Annotated in this window: 12 protein-coding genes; 7 read left to right on the top strand and 5 right to left on the bottom strand. The window is 46.8% G+C overall.

What is annotated here, in order from left to right; genetic code table 11:
* Positions 1–155 precede the first annotated feature (155 nt).
* Entirely contained in the window at positions 156–3092 is a 2937-nt protein-coding gene (locus QUB66_RS18150; RefSeq protein ID WP_332969024.1) for a PAS domain-containing sensor histidine kinase, read from the bottom strand.
* Positions 3093–3564: 472 nt separating this feature from the next.
* Between QUB66_RS18150 and trpD the strand changes: the two genes are divergently transcribed.
* Entirely contained in the window at positions 3565–4677 is a 1113-nt protein-coding gene (gene trpD, locus QUB66_RS18155; protein WP_265239636.1) for an anthranilate phosphoribosyltransferase, read from the top strand.
* A gap of 90 nt (positions 4678–4767) precedes the next feature.
* Here the strand turns inward: trpD and QUB66_RS18160 are convergent, their stop codons facing one another.
* A complete protein-coding gene (locus QUB66_RS18160; protein WP_265239635.1) occupies positions 4768–5412 on the bottom strand; it encodes a retropepsin-like aspartic protease family protein in 645 nt (214 codons plus the stop codon).
* A 191-nt stretch (positions 5413–5603) separates the two neighbouring features.
* Between QUB66_RS18160 and carA the strand changes: the two genes are divergently transcribed.
* The 5 genes from carA (at position 5604) to QUB66_RS18185 (ending at position 10245) form a co-directional block, all read left to right on the top strand.
* A complete protein-coding gene (gene carA / locus QUB66_RS18165) occupies positions 5604–6755 on the top strand; it encodes a glutamine-hydrolyzing carbamoyl-phosphate synthase small subunit (protein WP_265239634.1) in 1152 nt (383 codons plus the stop codon).
* Positions 6756–7027: 272 nt separating this feature from the next.
* Positions 7028–7384, top strand: a complete 357-nt coding sequence (locus QUB66_RS18170) for an STAS domain-containing protein (protein WP_265239633.1) — start codon at positions 7028–7030, stop codon at positions 7382–7384.
* 377 nt (positions 7385–7761) lie between these two features.
* Positions 7762–8217, top strand: a complete 456-nt coding sequence (locus QUB66_RS18175) for a Mini-ribonuclease 3 (RefSeq protein WP_265239632.1) — start codon at positions 7762–7764, stop codon at positions 8215–8217.
* 250 nt (positions 8218–8467) lie between these two features.
* The gene (gene rlmB, locus QUB66_RS18180; protein WP_332969025.1) at positions 8468–9811 is read left to right on the top strand and encodes a 23S rRNA (guanosine(2251)-2'-O)-methyltransferase RlmB; all 1344 of its coding nucleotides are present in this window, start codon (positions 8468–8470) and stop codon (positions 9809–9811) included.
* 167 nt (positions 9812–9978) lie between these two features.
* On the top strand, positions 9979–10245 hold the full coding sequence (locus QUB66_RS18185; protein WP_265239630.1) for a DUF1816 domain-containing protein: 267 nt from the start codon (positions 9979–9981) through the stop codon (positions 10243–10245).
* Positions 10246–10352: 107 nt separating this feature from the next.
* Here the strand turns inward: QUB66_RS18185 and QUB66_RS18190 are convergent, their stop codons facing one another.
* Positions 10353–11180: an alpha/beta fold hydrolase gene (locus tag QUB66_RS18190; protein ID WP_332969026.1), complete on the bottom strand. Its 828-nt coding sequence runs from the start codon at positions 11178–11180 to the stop codon at positions 10353–10355.
* Here QUB66_RS18190 and QUB66_RS18195 point away from each other — a divergent pair.
* The gene (locus tag QUB66_RS18195) at positions 11118–11351 is read left to right on the top strand and encodes a hypothetical protein (protein ID WP_265239671.1); all 234 of its coding nucleotides are present in this window, start codon (positions 11118–11120) and stop codon (positions 11349–11351) included. The two genes, QUB66_RS18190 and QUB66_RS18195, sit on opposite strands and share 63 nt — an antisense overlap.
* A 38-nt stretch (positions 11352–11389) precedes the next feature.
* On the opposite strand, the gene QUB66_RS18200 is transcribed toward QUB66_RS18195, so the two are convergent.
* Together QUB66_RS18200 and QUB66_RS18205 are read right to left on the bottom strand one after the other, a co-directional pair.
* The gene (locus tag QUB66_RS18200; RefSeq protein WP_332969027.1) at positions 11390–12619 is read right to left on the bottom strand and encodes an RNA-guided endonuclease InsQ/TnpB family protein; all 1230 of its coding nucleotides are present in this window, start codon (positions 12617–12619) and stop codon (positions 11390–11392) included.
* 465 nt (positions 12620–13084) lie between these two features.
* Positions 13085–14386: a serine hydrolase gene (locus QUB66_RS18205; RefSeq protein WP_332969028.1), complete on the bottom strand. Its 1302-nt coding sequence runs from the start codon at positions 14384–14386 to the stop codon at positions 13085–13087.
* Positions 14387–14647: the final 261 nt, after the last annotated feature.

Genomic DNA, 14647 nt, shown 5'->3' on the forward strand with positions numbered 1-14647 from the left:
GACTAATGACTAATGACTAATGACTAATGACTAATGACTAATGACTAATGACTAATGACTAATGACTAATGACTAATAACCAATGACTAATAACCAATGACTAATAACCAATGACTAATGACTAATGACTAATGACTAATGACTAATGTTAACTGTTAACTGTCAACTGTCAACTGACTAATTTGTTCGATCGGCATTTCCATGATAAATTCGGCTCCGTGGCCCGGTGCAGAGACGCAACTCAGCATTCCGCCGTGCTCTTGGAGCACTTTGTAGGAAATTGACAGGCCTAAACCAGTACCTTTGTCGGCGGGTTTGGTGGTGAAAAAAGCCTCGAATAACTGCTGGCAAACTTCTTCTGGCATACCGGGGCCGTTATCAGAAATCCGAATGATAGCCTTGGAGTTTTGGTATTCTGTCCTAATTTTAATTTTGCTGCGGTTAGCTTTGGCTTCGGCAATGGATCGTCGTGCGTTGTATTCCTCGATCGCATCGATCGCATTTCCGATCAAATTCATAAACACCTGATTGATTTTACCCGAATAGCATTCAACCAAAGGCAAATTTCCATAGTCCTTAATCACCGCAATTTCGGGATAGTTGCCGTGCGCCCTCAACCGGCTTTGCAGGATTAGTAGCGTCCCTTCAATGCCTTCGTGTAGATTAACCTTGCTCATTTGAGAATCGTCTTTGCGAGAGAAATTTCTGAGTGAGCGCACAATTTCCCGAATGCGATCGGCTCCAATCTGCATCGAAGACATCGCTTTCGGCAAATCTTCTAACAGAAACTCTAGCTCGATATCCTCAATTTTATCTTGAATTGATACTGGTGGCTGCGGGCAGTATTGCTGGTACATATCGAGTAAATTCAGCAAATCTTCCGTATAGTGGCCGACGTGGACGAGATTGCCACAGACGCTGCTAACGGGATTGTTAATTTCGTGAGCAACACCGGCTACCATTTGACCGAGGGTAGACATTTTTTCAGTGTGAATTAATACTGCTTGAGTTTGTTGCAATTCGTGCAAAGTATGTTCAAGCTGAAGTTTTTGTTGGGTTAACTCTGTTTGCGATCGCAGCAAAGCTTCTTCGCTGCGTTTTTGGTCGGAAATATCAGTAATTAACCCTTCCAAAGCGATCAATTGTCCTGAGTCGGAAAACACTCCCAAACCTTGCTCCCAAACCCATTTTAATTCGCCGTTTTTAGCAGTAATTCGGTAATTTAACTGATAGGGTCGATTTTCTTTCAGGGCAACTTCCACGGCATTACAGAAGATTTCGCGATCGTCTGGGTGTGTCAATTCCGAGAGAGAAACTTGCCTGGTACCGATAAATTCTTCGGGAGAATAGCCGGATATTTGATAGCAACCTTCGCTGACAAACTCCATACTGCGATCGGCATCATTGCGAAAACGATAGGCCATCCCCGGCAAATTGCTCATCAGCGTGGATAAGGCCCGCTGGCTTTCCCGTAGGGCTTCTTCTGCGTGTTTGCGATCGGTAATATCCGTCATCACCACCAGCACACAGAGTTCCCCCTCCAAATTAATCAATTCGGCTGACACCAAACACACCACCACCGATCCCGACTTCACCCGAAATTCGCATTCCTGGTTGCGAACAACACCCTGTGCTTCTAGCAATTGCCTAAAATCAAGTCGATCTTGAGACCTTACCCAAATATTTAATCCCGGTACTGTATCGCCGGTAATTTCTTCTAAACTGTAACCAGTTATCGACAAAAAGCTATCATTAGCTTCAATAAAACGACCCTCAGCAAAAGTAGTAATAGTCATCGGATCGGGACTCGATCGAAAAGCCTTAGAAAACTTTTCCTCCGACAAACGCAACTTTTTAATAGCTGCTTCCAACTGACTTGTCCGCTCTTTAACCCGGTATTCCAACACCTCGTTAGCCTGCTTCAAAGTCTCCTGGGCCTGCACCCGATAAGTGATATCGCGCACCACAGCTTGCAGGCCCATTTTGCCGCCGATATCCATAGAAGTTAGCAGCACTTCCGCCGGAAACTGGGAACCGTCCAAACGGCGGTGCAGCCAATCAAAACGGCAATTTCCTGTTGCCATAGCCGTATTAATTCGCTCTTGAGACAGACTCGTAGAGTCTTGTCCCTCCGGTTGCAACAGCGGGCTAAATTCCGAAGGATGCTTACCGCAAAACTCCGCTTCATTGCTGCATCCAAATAACTCTAAAGTTGCCGGATTGCAATCCAAAAAACCCTGTTCATCGAGCAGCATTACCGCATCTGTAGTCGATTCGTACAGAGTGCGAAACTTTCTTTCTGATGCTTGCAAAGAAGCAATCAACTGCATTTTTTCTTCTCCAGCCCGCTTTTGCTGAGTAATGTCCTGCATTACTTGAGAAAAGCCCTGCAACTCTCCGCTTTCATTGCGCAAAGGAGTAACAATAATCTTCGCCCAAAATCGGGAGCCGTCTTGGCCCAAGCGCCACCCTTCACTTTGATATCTACCTGTTTCCCTAGCTGTGATTAATTTTTCTTGGGGTTGGCCAATTGCAATATCTTCAGGCGTATAAAAGCACTCAGATTTTTTGCCGACTATTGCGCTGGCTTCATACCCCAAAATTCTTTTGGCTCCAGAATTCCAGCTCGCTACATATCCCTTAGTATCTAACATGAATATAGCATAATCTTTAACACCTTCAATTACCATGCGCAGGCGTTCTTCACTTGAGCGCAGTCCAGCTTCTGCGTTCTTGCGCTGGGTGATATCTTCCACAAAGCCTTCATAGTAGAGCAATTTCCCCCCTGCATCGCAGACAGCCCGCGCATTTTCAGCGATCCAAATTATTGTGCCGTCTCGGCGATAAATCTGCGACTCAAAATCTGATACGATGCCTTGTGATTGCAAAGCAGAAATAAACTGATCGCGCCGATCGGGATTGACGTAAAGCTGATCGCTGATATCAGTCAGACTGCCCATCAATTCTGCGGCGGAATTATATCCGTAGATGCGAGCCAAAGCTGGGTTAGCGCTGATGTAGCGACCCTCTTGGGTTGTTTGGAAAATGCCTGATACAGCATTTTCAAACATACTGTAATATTTTGCTTCCATTTGGTGTAGTGCCTCCGCGACATTCAGGCATTCTATCGCTTTATTTTCTAATTTTTGATTTCCCACGTTTCAATACCCTGGTCTTGTGTTTGAGTTTAATATTTTTGGTCTACCACCTGTCAAATTTGAGCCGTTAATTAAGCAGAAGGATGCTGTGAATTACCGGCAAGTCACGCTTTTATCAAAAGCAGTTACTATTAATTATTTTTGCGGACAGATAATACAGCGGACTGCTAGCAGTTGTATCATCTGGGGTTTCTATTTGTAAAGTTGCCACAATAAGAGGGCAATTGTTGTATCAAAAAATTCATATTCGGTAGCTTCGGGCGGAAAATTTCTGTAGCGGTGGTGGCATTTGTGCAGAAATCTGGGTGGGGGGCGTAAAATGTCGCCAGCAACTCTGGTAAAATCCCGATCGATTCTCGGTTTGGCCACCAAGCTCGATCGGGCTAAATTCGACTAAAACTAATAAATGACTTATTCTCCCGTACTTGCACCAGATACATCCGCAGCTTCAACCCTGACAGAGGAGAATCCTCTGTGGCCAGCCCTGCTGCAACAACTATTAGACAGACAATCTCTCTCACGCCCCCAAGCCGCCGACTTAATGCAGGGATGGCTAGCAGAAGCCATACCCCCGGTGCTTTCCGGCGCGATTTTAGCAGGCCTCCAAGCCAAAGGCATCTCTGCCCAAGAATTAGCAGGAATGGCTCAGGTATTGCACTCTCAGTCGCTGACAGGTGAGTCCCAGAGCGTTTTCGATCGCCAATCTCCCATTTCCCATCTCAAATTAATTGATACTTGTGGCACCGGCGGCGATGGTGCGTCCACGTTTAACATTTCCACCGCTGTAGCTTTTGTTGCCGCGGCAGGCAAAGTTAGAGTCGGAAAACACGGAAATCGATCGGCATCCAGCAAAGTCGGTTCTGCTGACGTGCTCGAAGCACTCGGAGTCAACCTCAACGCCGATCCTGCGAAGGTAAAAGCCGCTGTAGACGAAGTAGGCATCACCTTTTTATTTGCTCCCGGTTGGCATCCCGCACTTAAGGCTGTAGCGTCGCTCCGGCGCACTTTGAAGGTACGGACTGTTTTTAACCTTTTAGGGCCGCTCGTCAATCCTCTGCGCCCTACAGGGCAGATAATCGGAGTGTTCGATCCTAGTCTGGTATCAACTATTGCCCAAGCTTTGGGCGAGTTGGGGACTGACTTGGCGATAGTCGTTCACGGCCGAGAAAAGTTGGATGAGGCGGGTTTGGGTGATGTGACTGATTTGGCGGTTTTGTCAGGCGGCGAAGTTGAACTGACTACTTTGCACCCGGAACAGGTAGGATTGACGCCAAGTGCGATCGGCTCATTGAAAGGTGGAAATGTTGAGGAAAACGCCGAGATTTTGCGGAATGTTTTGCAAGGCAAAGGTACAGCAGCACAAATGGATGTTGTAGCTTTGAATGCGTCTTTGGCTTTTCAAGTGGGAGGTGCAATTCCTATTGGTTCCCACGCGGCAGGAGTTTCTCTCGCTAAGGACATTTTATCGAGTGGCGAATCTTGGTTGAAATTGCAGCAGTTGGTTGAGTTTTTGCGGTGAGTAAAAAGGTTCGTTCATTCAGTTGACAGTTGACTGTCAACTGTCAACTGTCAACTGTCAACTGAATTGCATCCGCTGCCGAACTTCTCTTTATGATCGCGATCGAAATTCAATGACATCTTGCTTAATAGTCACATCTTTATTGCCAAAAAAGTCGTGACCCAAAAGTCCGATATCTAGGGCTGGCGAGATAGCAACAACTACATTTTTAATTGCCAGACCTCCAGCTTCAACAGAAGTCAGGCGACCGAGGGGAAAAGTAGCCTCTCCGTTAGGAGTTTTTGCTTGCACTGATCCCTGGGGAACAACGCCCAAGGCTTTAGCCATTGCTGGTGTAATTACTGTACCGCTGGCTCCAGAATCTACCATCATATCGAACTTTTGTTTGCCGTTAAACGTGACTTCTATGACTGGGATATTAGCTTCTCGGCGTTTAATTTTGACCAGAAACACTCCCGACTTGGCATCAGGCGAAGCAGCGGGAGTTAATTCTTGAGGGAGAAAACCGCAGACTGATCTGCTCAAGCTGACAGTTTGGCCGCTGGAGTTCCGCATGAAGCATCCCTCACTTTCTTGAGCTGCCGCTCGCGACGAGTTGACTGCGGTGTAAACTAAAATTGAACTGCTCAGAGAAATAACCGCGGTTAAAGCCAGTATAGGTTTCCGCAGGTTTTGAGCGTTCAGCAGAGGCTTGATTGAGTTGGAGGGTAAAGGTAAGGGAGATTTGCAGGCCATAATTTGATAAAAGGGTTTAGGTCGATCGTAACAACGACAACTGCCTTTTGGTATAGATAGTCCAGAAATCCGTCACCAGCACTTTTTACCCTCGGCTGGCACAAATCAAAATAATATCTGTATATTACCGGCTAGCATCAAATCCCAGGCAGTGGTAAGAATTAAACCAAACGACTGTAATTAAGGATGCCATGTCACTTTCAACTGCACAACCCGCTCTCCTAGTCCTGGCTGACGGTACTGCTTACCGCGGCTGGTCTTTTGGCGCTGACGCCACCGTCGTCGGCGAGGTCGTATTCAACACCGGAATGACGGGCTACCAAGAAGTTTTGACCGATCCGAGCTATTGCGGTCAAATTGTTACTTTTACTTATCCAGAATTGGGTAATACCGGGGTAAATCTTGAAGATGAAGAATCTTCGCGGCCGCAAATTCGAGGTGCGATCGCCCGTAACGTCTGTAGTCGCCCCAGTAACTGGCGCTGTTCACAATCCCTGCAAGACTACCTAAAACAGTACGACATCCCCGGCATTTACGGCATCGACACCCGCGCCCTGACGCGCAAAATTCGCACCGTGGGAGCGATTAACGGCGGCATTTCGACCGTAATTCTCGACCAGGCGGAGCTTTTGGAGCAAGTGCAAAATGCCCCCAACATGGACGGGCTGAATCTGGTGCGAGAAGTGACCACCCGCGAGGTTTACGAGTGGTCGGAAGCCACAGATGCGGTGTGGGAGTTCAGTCCGACAGTCAAGCCTGCTAACGGCGAAATGTGGACGGTGGTAGCGCTAGATTTTGGGATTAAGCGCAATATTCTGCGGCGTTTGGCCAGTTACGGCTGTCGGGTAATTGTTGTACCCGCCGACACGTCAGCCGAGGCAATTCTCAAATACAACCCGGATGGCATTTTTCTGTCCAACGGGCCTGGAGATCCTTCGGCGGTAACGGAAGGGATCGCGACTGCAAAAGCTTTGTTGAAGTCTGACAAGCCTGTGTTCGGTATCTGTATGGGACACCAGATTCTGGGCCTTTCCTTGGGTGCGGAAACTTTTAAACTGAAGTTCGGTCACCGGGGATTGAATCATCCGGCGGGTTTGACTGAGCAAATAGAAATTACTAGCCAAAATCACGGTTTTGCGATCGACCCAGATTCCCTAGTCCCGGAAGTAGAAATTACTCACCTCAATTTGAACGATCGCACCGTAGCCGGATTAAAGCACAAAACCCTGCCCATGTTCTCAGTCCAGTACCACCCGGAAGCCAGTCCCGGCCCCCACGACGCTGACTATTTGTTCGATCGATTCGTCCAGTCAATGCGAGAAAATCAGAAAGTACCAGCTTAGCCAGTGGGCAGTGGGCAGTTGGTAGTTGGTAGTTGGTAGTTGGCCCGCTTGCCGAAGTGTCGAAAATTTAGCCGTAGTTAACAGAGGATATTGGTGCAGATGGCTACCGACAACTGGCTACCGACAACTGGCTACCGACAACTGGCTACCGACAACTGACAACTGACAACTGACTGCTGACCAAAAAACAGTAGACAAAAAACCAAAAAACTCCTATAATGAAGCCTCGACTTTAAGCCATATCTAGCTAGGAGGGTGTCATTTCTGAGTCATTGACCCTGACCGTTAGCCTCAGAGGCACTCGCGAAGTCAGGAATAACTATCAGTTATTTCGCCTGACTGGCCTGCTGGACGCTTTTTCTGAGGCCACTTTTCGGAAGGTACTAAGTAAATGTATTGACGAGGGCCCAAAACACATAATTTTGGACTTGTCTAAGATAGACTTTGTGGATAGTTCCGGTTTGGGCGCACTTGTGCAACTTGTCAAGAAAGCCCAAACCTTGGAAGGGACATTGCAAATTGTCTCAAATGCCCGCGTAACTCAGACTGTTAAACTGGTTCGCTTAGAGAAATTTTTGTCTTTGCAGCCTTCGGTTGATGAGGCGGTAATCAACGTCAAGGATGCTTGAGTAGCAAAGTGGATTTAATTCGCTATCCGGTTATCAACGCTGGATAGCAAATTTTTGTTTTGCCGCTAAAAAAATAACCATTTTCCCAGAATCTGCGACAGGTTTTGCTGCGATTTCCCCCGATACTTTAAGGGATGTGGAGTGGTCGTAAAATATATGTTGTAAACACACGGAAAAATGCTATAAGAAGGTCAGCATCCAGATGAGTGTAAAAAGCGTTTTTTAGGAGTGCGAGTGTCCCGCTCGCTTGTGGATAGATCCCGCTTCGAGCTCTCACAGCGAACACTCGTGTGAAAGCTATAATTTATGAAGTGGCAGAAGACGAAATAAGTAAGTCTAGAAAAGCCAAGCTGTGCCGAAGTTTTATTTAAAAAAGTATGTTGCCGATCGCAGATGACGAACCAAAACTGAGTCTAAGTGATATCAGTTTAAATCGAGTGCATCCTGCGAGGGTTACACCAGCAGAAATAGAAAGGATTTCGCCCGCAGCCTGGGCATATTTGGGGGATGCAGTTTACGAACTCTACATTCGGAGTTCGTATTTAATGCCACCCAGAAGATTGCAAGCTTATCACGAATTGGTGGTGGGGCAAGTACGAGCCGAAACTCAAGCGCGTCACTTGCGATCGATCTCTCCTTACTTGAACAGTACAGAATTAGCAATTGTCAAGCGCGGCCGCAATGCCGTATCGGGTCGTTCTAAGCGAGCAGATCCAGATATCTACCAACAAGCCAGCAGCTTAGAAACTTTGATCGGATATTTGTACCTCACCGATCCCGAAAGATTAACCGAAGTTCTGGCGCTTTTACAACTTGAGACTGAAAGTATTTAGTAGTTAAGAGTTGGGAAAACCCACGGATTAATCAATAATTATTGCACGGTGGCTAACCTAAAACAGCAAAAAGATAGCGAAGGAAAACAGGATTTATCAGTCAATCATTAGCAAGTTTAGCACAGCAAAATCCTTGCTCCCTCAATCGAAAAGCTCAATTTTCTAAGCCCCAAGATTGCTCCCTCAACCAAGAATCAAGAATCAAGAATCGATTAGCTTTCAGCCAAAACGTTTTGACGAAAAGAAACCAATGAGAAAATTTACCAAACCCAACTCCTCGCGATCGAATTCCGACAGCAAACCATTCCGCAGCGAAGGCCGCCGTCAGGACTCAAAACCGTCCTTTCCCCGCTTTGAACGCAAGCCCCGTCCCGACACTCGCGAAGTAGACGCGCCTCAAAAGCGATCGAGCTTTTCCCCCCAATCCCGAGAAATGCCCGTGCGAGCAATTTTCAAACGGAGAGTCGATTCCGACAGCCAACCGTCCATCCGCAGAAATAACTTCAAAGACAGAGACGGAGACGGATACAGCAGCCCACAGCCAGCCCGCAACAATTTCCGAGACAGAGACAGAGACGGCAGCCCACAGCCAGCCCGCAACAATTTCCGAGACAGAGACGGCAGCCCACAGCCAGCCCGCAACAATTTCCGAGACAGAAACAGAGACAGCAGCCCGCAGGAATCCCGGGGCAATTTTTACAAAGACAGAGACAAAAACAGAGACAGTAGCCCGCCAGAATTCCGGGGCAATCATTTCCGAGACAGAGACAAAGACAGAGACACTCGCCCGGTTGACACTGCCTCAAATACCGTCGTGCAACCAGACGCAGACACAGACGACATGATTTATGGCCGCCATGCGGTGCAAGCAGCTTTAGAAAGCGACCAAGTGCTGAACCGAATTTGGGTTGTCCCCCACCTTCGCTACGATCCCCGCTTTCACAGCTTACTCACCGAAGCCAAAGCCAACGGCAGCATCATCGATGAAGTTGACGATTTGCGCCTCGACTACATCACGCGCAAGGCAAACCACCAAGGCGTAGCCGCCCAAGTATCAGCTTACGAATACCTGGATTTGAGCGAACTGATCGCACAGGCTAAGGCTGCTTGCGCAGATCCCGTAATTGTGGTAGCAGAAGGACTCAACGACCCCCACAATCTAGGGGCGATTGTTCGCACCGCAGAAGCATTGGGAGCTCAGGGCATGGTGATTCCGCAGCGGCGGGCCGTTGGGATTACCTCGGCAGTCAGAAAAGTGGCAGCCGGCGCGTTGGAAAACCTCCCAGTAGCAAGAGTTGTCAATCTTAACCGGGCACTGGAAGAATTGAAAGAGGCTGGATTCTGGATTTATGGCACTGCCGCAGGCGTAGGTGATTCAGTAGAGACAATCAACTTCTCCGGGCCCACTGTTTTAGTTGTGGGCGGTGAAGCTGACGGTTTGAGCCTTTTGATACAGCGCGGATGTGATGGATTAGTTTCAATTCCTTTAAGGGGAAAGACTCCTAGCCTGAATGTCTCGGTAGCAACGGGAATGGCTTTATACGAAATTTACCGCCAGCGCGGGCCCAAAAAGTTTCACGTCCACGGATCGTAACGGTGATTAGCCCCACATCCTAAAGCCGGGGGCTTCTGGCCCCCAAACTTGCATCTTTGGTGATTGAAAAAAAGAATGCAACACAGTATAACAAAGTGTAAATAACGAAGGCCTAGGCCTTGCCCGCAGCACTCTGGAAAAAACCGTAAAATACATTGCAAAATCACATGAAAGAACTTTTGATTAGCTTACTCAACTTTTTCGGATTGGCTTGGTGGGTTGAAGTTAAAACTTCAGCGCCGCAGTGTATTTACTATTTTGGCCCCTTCTTGACTGCTCAAGAGGCGGAAGGTGAAAAAGCAGGATATGTAGAAGACATAGAAAATGAAGGTGCAGAAGGTATTAGTGTTTCGCTTCATCGCTGCAAACCTATTAGTTTGACTGTTGCAGATGATTTGGGAAAGTTTGGTGAGGGAGGGCTTTTGCTTGTTTAGAGCGGATAGTGGATTTTAGATTTTAGATTTTAGATTTACTTGACAGATCGTAAATCTGGAGATTGAACTTGGATCTAAAATGTTTGGTTCCTCACAATGTGGCTCTCTCAATTGCTAGCGGCTTGAGGGAAATTCTCAATCCAACGATCGATATCTGCGATTACCCGATCGGGAATTTCCCAAGGAAACAAGTGGGCTGTATTTGGATAGCACTGCCATTGACTGTTTTTAAGGTGGCGGGCTGTCTCTAAACTGGATGCTGAGGTGATATGTCGATCGCCCTCTCCGGCCAGCACCAAGCACGGACATTGAATATCGCCGAGGTGCAGCAACCGATCGTATCCGGCCCTGAGAGCGGTATTTAACGCCTTTGTAGCGGCGCTGGAAGTCTGGAGGTAGGCGGGAGTAGCTGCCCGTGCTAAGTAGCGGTAAGGGGTCGCTGTATGCTGCTGTATCAAGTAGCGAAAGAGCGATCGCCTGCCAAAAGTATCAATATTCCACTGCCAACCGGGTATCGCCCAGTTGATAATTCCGGCTAAACCGGTGTAAAGATTATCTTGCCAAGAGATGGGCGGGTGACTTCCGCGCGGTTTGGCGGCGGATGCCAAGATAATCAAACCGGTGACTCGCTGGGGATATTTCATGGCTAATTCCAGGGCTAAAATCCCTCCCAAAGACCAGCCGATGACTAAAGTGCGATCGACTCCCAATCGGTCTAAAAGTGCTTCTAAATCAAGCAAGTGGTCGGTCATTTCAAAGGGATTTGAGGTGCGGCTGTTGCCATAGCCACGCAAGTCTGGGGCGATCGTCCGAAACCGTTGTGATAAGTGTTCTGTAAAGACAGACATACAATCGCCGGAACCGGGATGGCCATGCAAGCAGAGAATCGGAAATCCTTCGCCTTTGACGGAAACGCTAAGTTTTTGATGCGGCATTGTTTAAGAGAAGGAAGAAGGAAGAAGGAAGAAGGAAGAAGCAAGAGGGAAGAAGCAAGAGGGAAGAGGGAAGAGGGAAGAAGGAACTTCTCGATCGGCTGTTGCTCTTTTAAATTGCCGATTCGGAACGCGGCTCGAAGCCCATTCCACAATACTTTGATTGTTTTTTGAGATATAACAATTAAAATGTAGAACTTCGTGACATACTCCTACGCCAACTGAGTACAGTATGGCGTAGGCTTCTCAGTGACTCCAGCTATTGCTTCGGACATTGACTGAGCGTTAAAGACGGGATGACCCACCGCCCTATTTTTTATATTTATCGCAGCATTATGATCGCGGTCAAGACTACATCTACAATGTGGGCAGTCGTGCCATCTTTCATGCAGCTTTTTTTGTACTTTTTCGCCACAACCAGAACAATCTTGTGAAGTATTATAGGCACTTACTGGGATTACCAACAGACCAGCATTTACGGCTTTGTTTGTTAGAATCGACAGAAAGCTTGACCACCCAGCGTCCAACACAGATTTAGCTAGTTTTGTACGAGCGAGTCCTTTAACATTCAAATCTTCAACTGCAACAACGTCATATTTTTTCAATAAATTATTGGCAGTTTTAAAATGAAAATCTTTGCGTTTGTCTGCTACTTTTTTGTGACATTTCCCCAGTTGTTTGACTGCTTTTTGCCTGCGGTTACTGCCTTTTTTACGACGCGAGACTCGCTTCTGAATAGTTCGCAGGCGCTTTTGAGCTTTGCGGTAATGTTGAGGAATTGCCACAGTCTCGTTTTCTGATGTTGTCAAGAAATCCTTCAGCCCAACATCAATTCCAACAATCTTTTGAGGATTAAAATCTGGTTTAATTTCAGGGACTGTAGAATCTTCTAAACTGAGAGTGACATAGTACCCGTCAGCTTTCTTGGTAATAGAGACGGTTTTGATTTTGAATCCATCAGGTATCGAACGGTGCAAAACAACTTTAACTTTTCCGAACATGGGCAAGTTAATTAAGTTGTTTTGCAAGCAGCCGTCTTTAATTTGAGGATAGGTGAACGTGCGGTAACGACTGCGTTGTTTAAATCTTGGTCTACCGCTGCGTTTTCCGTTACCATCACCTTTGAGGAAACGATCAAACGTTACCTTAACTCGTTTAACTGCATCTTGGAGGACTTGAGAGTAAATCTCGGCATACCAAGGATGGGTCTTTTTGAGTTGAGGTAACGTTTTTTTCTGGGTGTAGTAATCGGGATTGTCCCGCAGTTCAGGTAAGTAGCAAACTAGGGGACACGCATTAATGGATGAACGATTTTGCTCGTACCAGTTGAATCGATCTGCCAACAAATAGTTGTACTGTGCACATAACATTGACAGCCATCTGTCAATCTCAATGGCTTGTAATTTTGTTGGACGTAATCGATACTGGTAAGAAGTTCTCATTTAAGCGGTGAATGTGTAATTTTAATCGCGATTTATCAATTACTGTTAATATACTTGAATGCGTTACTTTATGTCAAGTAAGCGAATAAATATTTTATTTATACATTCAAAGAAACTTCTATTATTAAGTATTAACTTTTATTGCCCAATCTCAACTGGCTACAGAAATGGTTAAAAAGGTGTATTGAAAAAAGTCGAATAAAATAATTTGTTCGCCTCGTCATCCACCCGTCATCGGTCAAAACATAGTTTTGAATTGGTTGACAGGTGGAATCAGGAGTCTCACCGCGTCTTTCATCCCACACTAATCGAAGCGATATAATGTGGGGATTCCCGTCTGTTTAGCTAATCATCTTGGCGGTTGCTATAGCAATCAAAAGCAGGATTTGTGGGATGGGCTTCTAACCTGTCCAGGATTGATGCTTAAACCAGATTCGTATTTTGGTGAACCTAGCCCCGGAGTTCTTAAAAGCTGGGATTCTTACTGATATAATCGGCAATTTTAGCAATAGACTGGCGGATTTGTAGATCGCCACTTGTGCGGCTGTCTATCACAGTCATCACGTAGGATTCGCCGTCAATGTTCATTGCTAATGTTGTGCCGAGCACCAGGGAATTTTCGCCAGTTTTTTCGCCCAACCACTGAGCCCTAGTTCCTTTCAAGGCGGCAAATCCCAGAGCGCGATCGTACTGCTGGTTGAGAGTTTCTACTAACAGTTTAGCACCCGGTGTTTCGCCGTTGTAAATTTGCACCATCATTTCGGTGAGTTCGTTAGCAGTCAAGCGGTTGGGCCCGGAACCGGGGTTGGAGGGCATAGTTTTTTCCCCCATCAATTTGAAGTTGACGCGGGTGACTTGATAGCCGCGATTTTCTAAGAATTGATTGATGTAATCGGAACCTAAATAATCGATCAGTTGATTGGTGGCGATGTTGCTGCTGCGATCGATCATTTCTTCTAACAGTAGCTGTACCGGGTAATTGCGATTGGACACAATCTTTGTCGATGAGTCTTCGGTGAAATTGCCTCGCTCGACGAATACTTCATGGTTCAGACTAATTTTTTCTTGTTCGAGTTTTTGCATCAGGGCGACAGCAATCGGCACTTTTATTAAGCTGGCCGGGCTGGCAGGTGGCACATCGCCCCGCAGGTTGACGCATTCTCTAGAAAGGTGGCAAATGCCGATCGACGCTTGCCTAGATAAACCGCTTTCGCGAGCCAACTCGGCCAAAAAATCTGATTTTGCTTGCTGCACTTGAGAGGTGGCTGCGGTGAAATTTTCCCGGTATTCTTGAGTTTTTGAGGCTGTGAGGGGAGCTAAAAATGAATTTTGCGGAACTTCGTGTAAGTTGTTGAGGGCCTGGTACCACAAAAATTGAGTTTGTTGCGAAGATGCGATCGACTGATTTTCCTTTCGTCCCGTTTCTACGGCTTGGTTGGCTAAACGGACTGCTTGCTGTAAGTTGTCGTTAGCTCTCTGTTCTACTAATATTTGGACTTCCACCGCTTGCAACTGCTGTATCAGTTGTGCTTGAGGATTGGCGGTGATGGGAACTAGCCGGGAGAGAAGCGTTGGTTCTGGGGAGGGTGAGGCGGGTTGTTCTAATTGGGTGACAAGTCGATCGCGAGTTTTGTAGAGTTCGTCTAGGGAACGCGGGTTAGATTGGGAGAATGAACTGGCGATGGTTAACACTTGAACCAGTCCGATGCTGGCTGCTACTGCCGCCATCTTGTTTGCGATCGACAAAAAACGCCCGATTCCTCGCATATATTCGACATCCTCAACACAACCAAATTCAATCTAAGCAGCTATTGTTACAAGAGTCAAACCATTTAAGATTTGAGATTCTCGATTTAAGATTTGGGATTTGGGATTTGGGATTTGGGATTTGAGCCGTAGGGTGCGGATACATCGAAAATTCTCAACAAAGAGCGACAATCGATCGAGTGACGCACCTGTTATTTTGACGAATGCCCAATGCCCTGTTTGGCCAATGCCCTGTTTGGCCAATCCCTCCGCTTCGCTTCG

The organism is Microcoleus sp. A2-C3 (assembly GCF_036706065.1).
GTDB lineage: Bacteria > Cyanobacteriota > Cyanobacteriia > Cyanobacteriales > Microcoleaceae > Microcoleus.

Coding starts and splice junctions, on each gene's coding strand:
- QUB66_RS18150 (WP_332969024.1), bottom strand. CDS start 3,092: ATGGAAGCAAAATATTACAGTATGTTTGAAAATGCTGTATCAGGCATT.
- trpD (WP_265239636.1), top strand. CDS start 3,565: ATGACTTATTCTCCCGTACTTGCACCAGATACATCCGCAGCTTCAACC.
- QUB66_RS18160 (WP_265239635.1), bottom strand. CDS start 5,412: ATGGCCTGCAAATCTCCCTTACCTTTACCCTCCAACTCAATCAAGCCT.
- carA (WP_265239634.1), top strand. CDS start 5,604: ATGTCACTTTCAACTGCACAACCCGCTCTCCTAGTCCTGGCTGACGGT.
- QUB66_RS18175 (WP_265239632.1), top strand. CDS start 7,762: ATGTTGCCGATCGCAGATGACGAACCAAAACTGAGTCTAAGTGATATC.
- rlmB (WP_332969025.1), top strand. CDS start 8,468: ATGAGAAAATTTACCAAACCCAACTCCTCGCGATCGAATTCCGACAGC.
- QUB66_RS18185 (WP_265239630.1), top strand. CDS start 9,979: ATGAAAGAACTTTTGATTAGCTTACTCAACTTTTTCGGATTGGCTTGG.
- QUB66_RS18195 (WP_265239671.1), top strand. CDS start 11,118: ATGCAAGCAGAGAATCGGAAATCCTTCGCCTTTGACGGAAACGCTAAG.
- QUB66_RS18190 (WP_332969026.1), bottom strand. CDS start 11,180: ATGCCGCATCAAAAACTTAGCGTTTCCGTCAAAGGCGAAGGATTTCCG.
- QUB66_RS18200 (WP_332969027.1), bottom strand. CDS start 12,619: ATGAGAACTTCTTACCAGTATCGATTACGTCCAACAAAATTACAAGCC.
- QUB66_RS18205 (WP_332969028.1), bottom strand. CDS start 14,386: ATGCGAGGAATCGGGCGTTTTTTGTCGATCGCAAACAAGATGGCGGCA.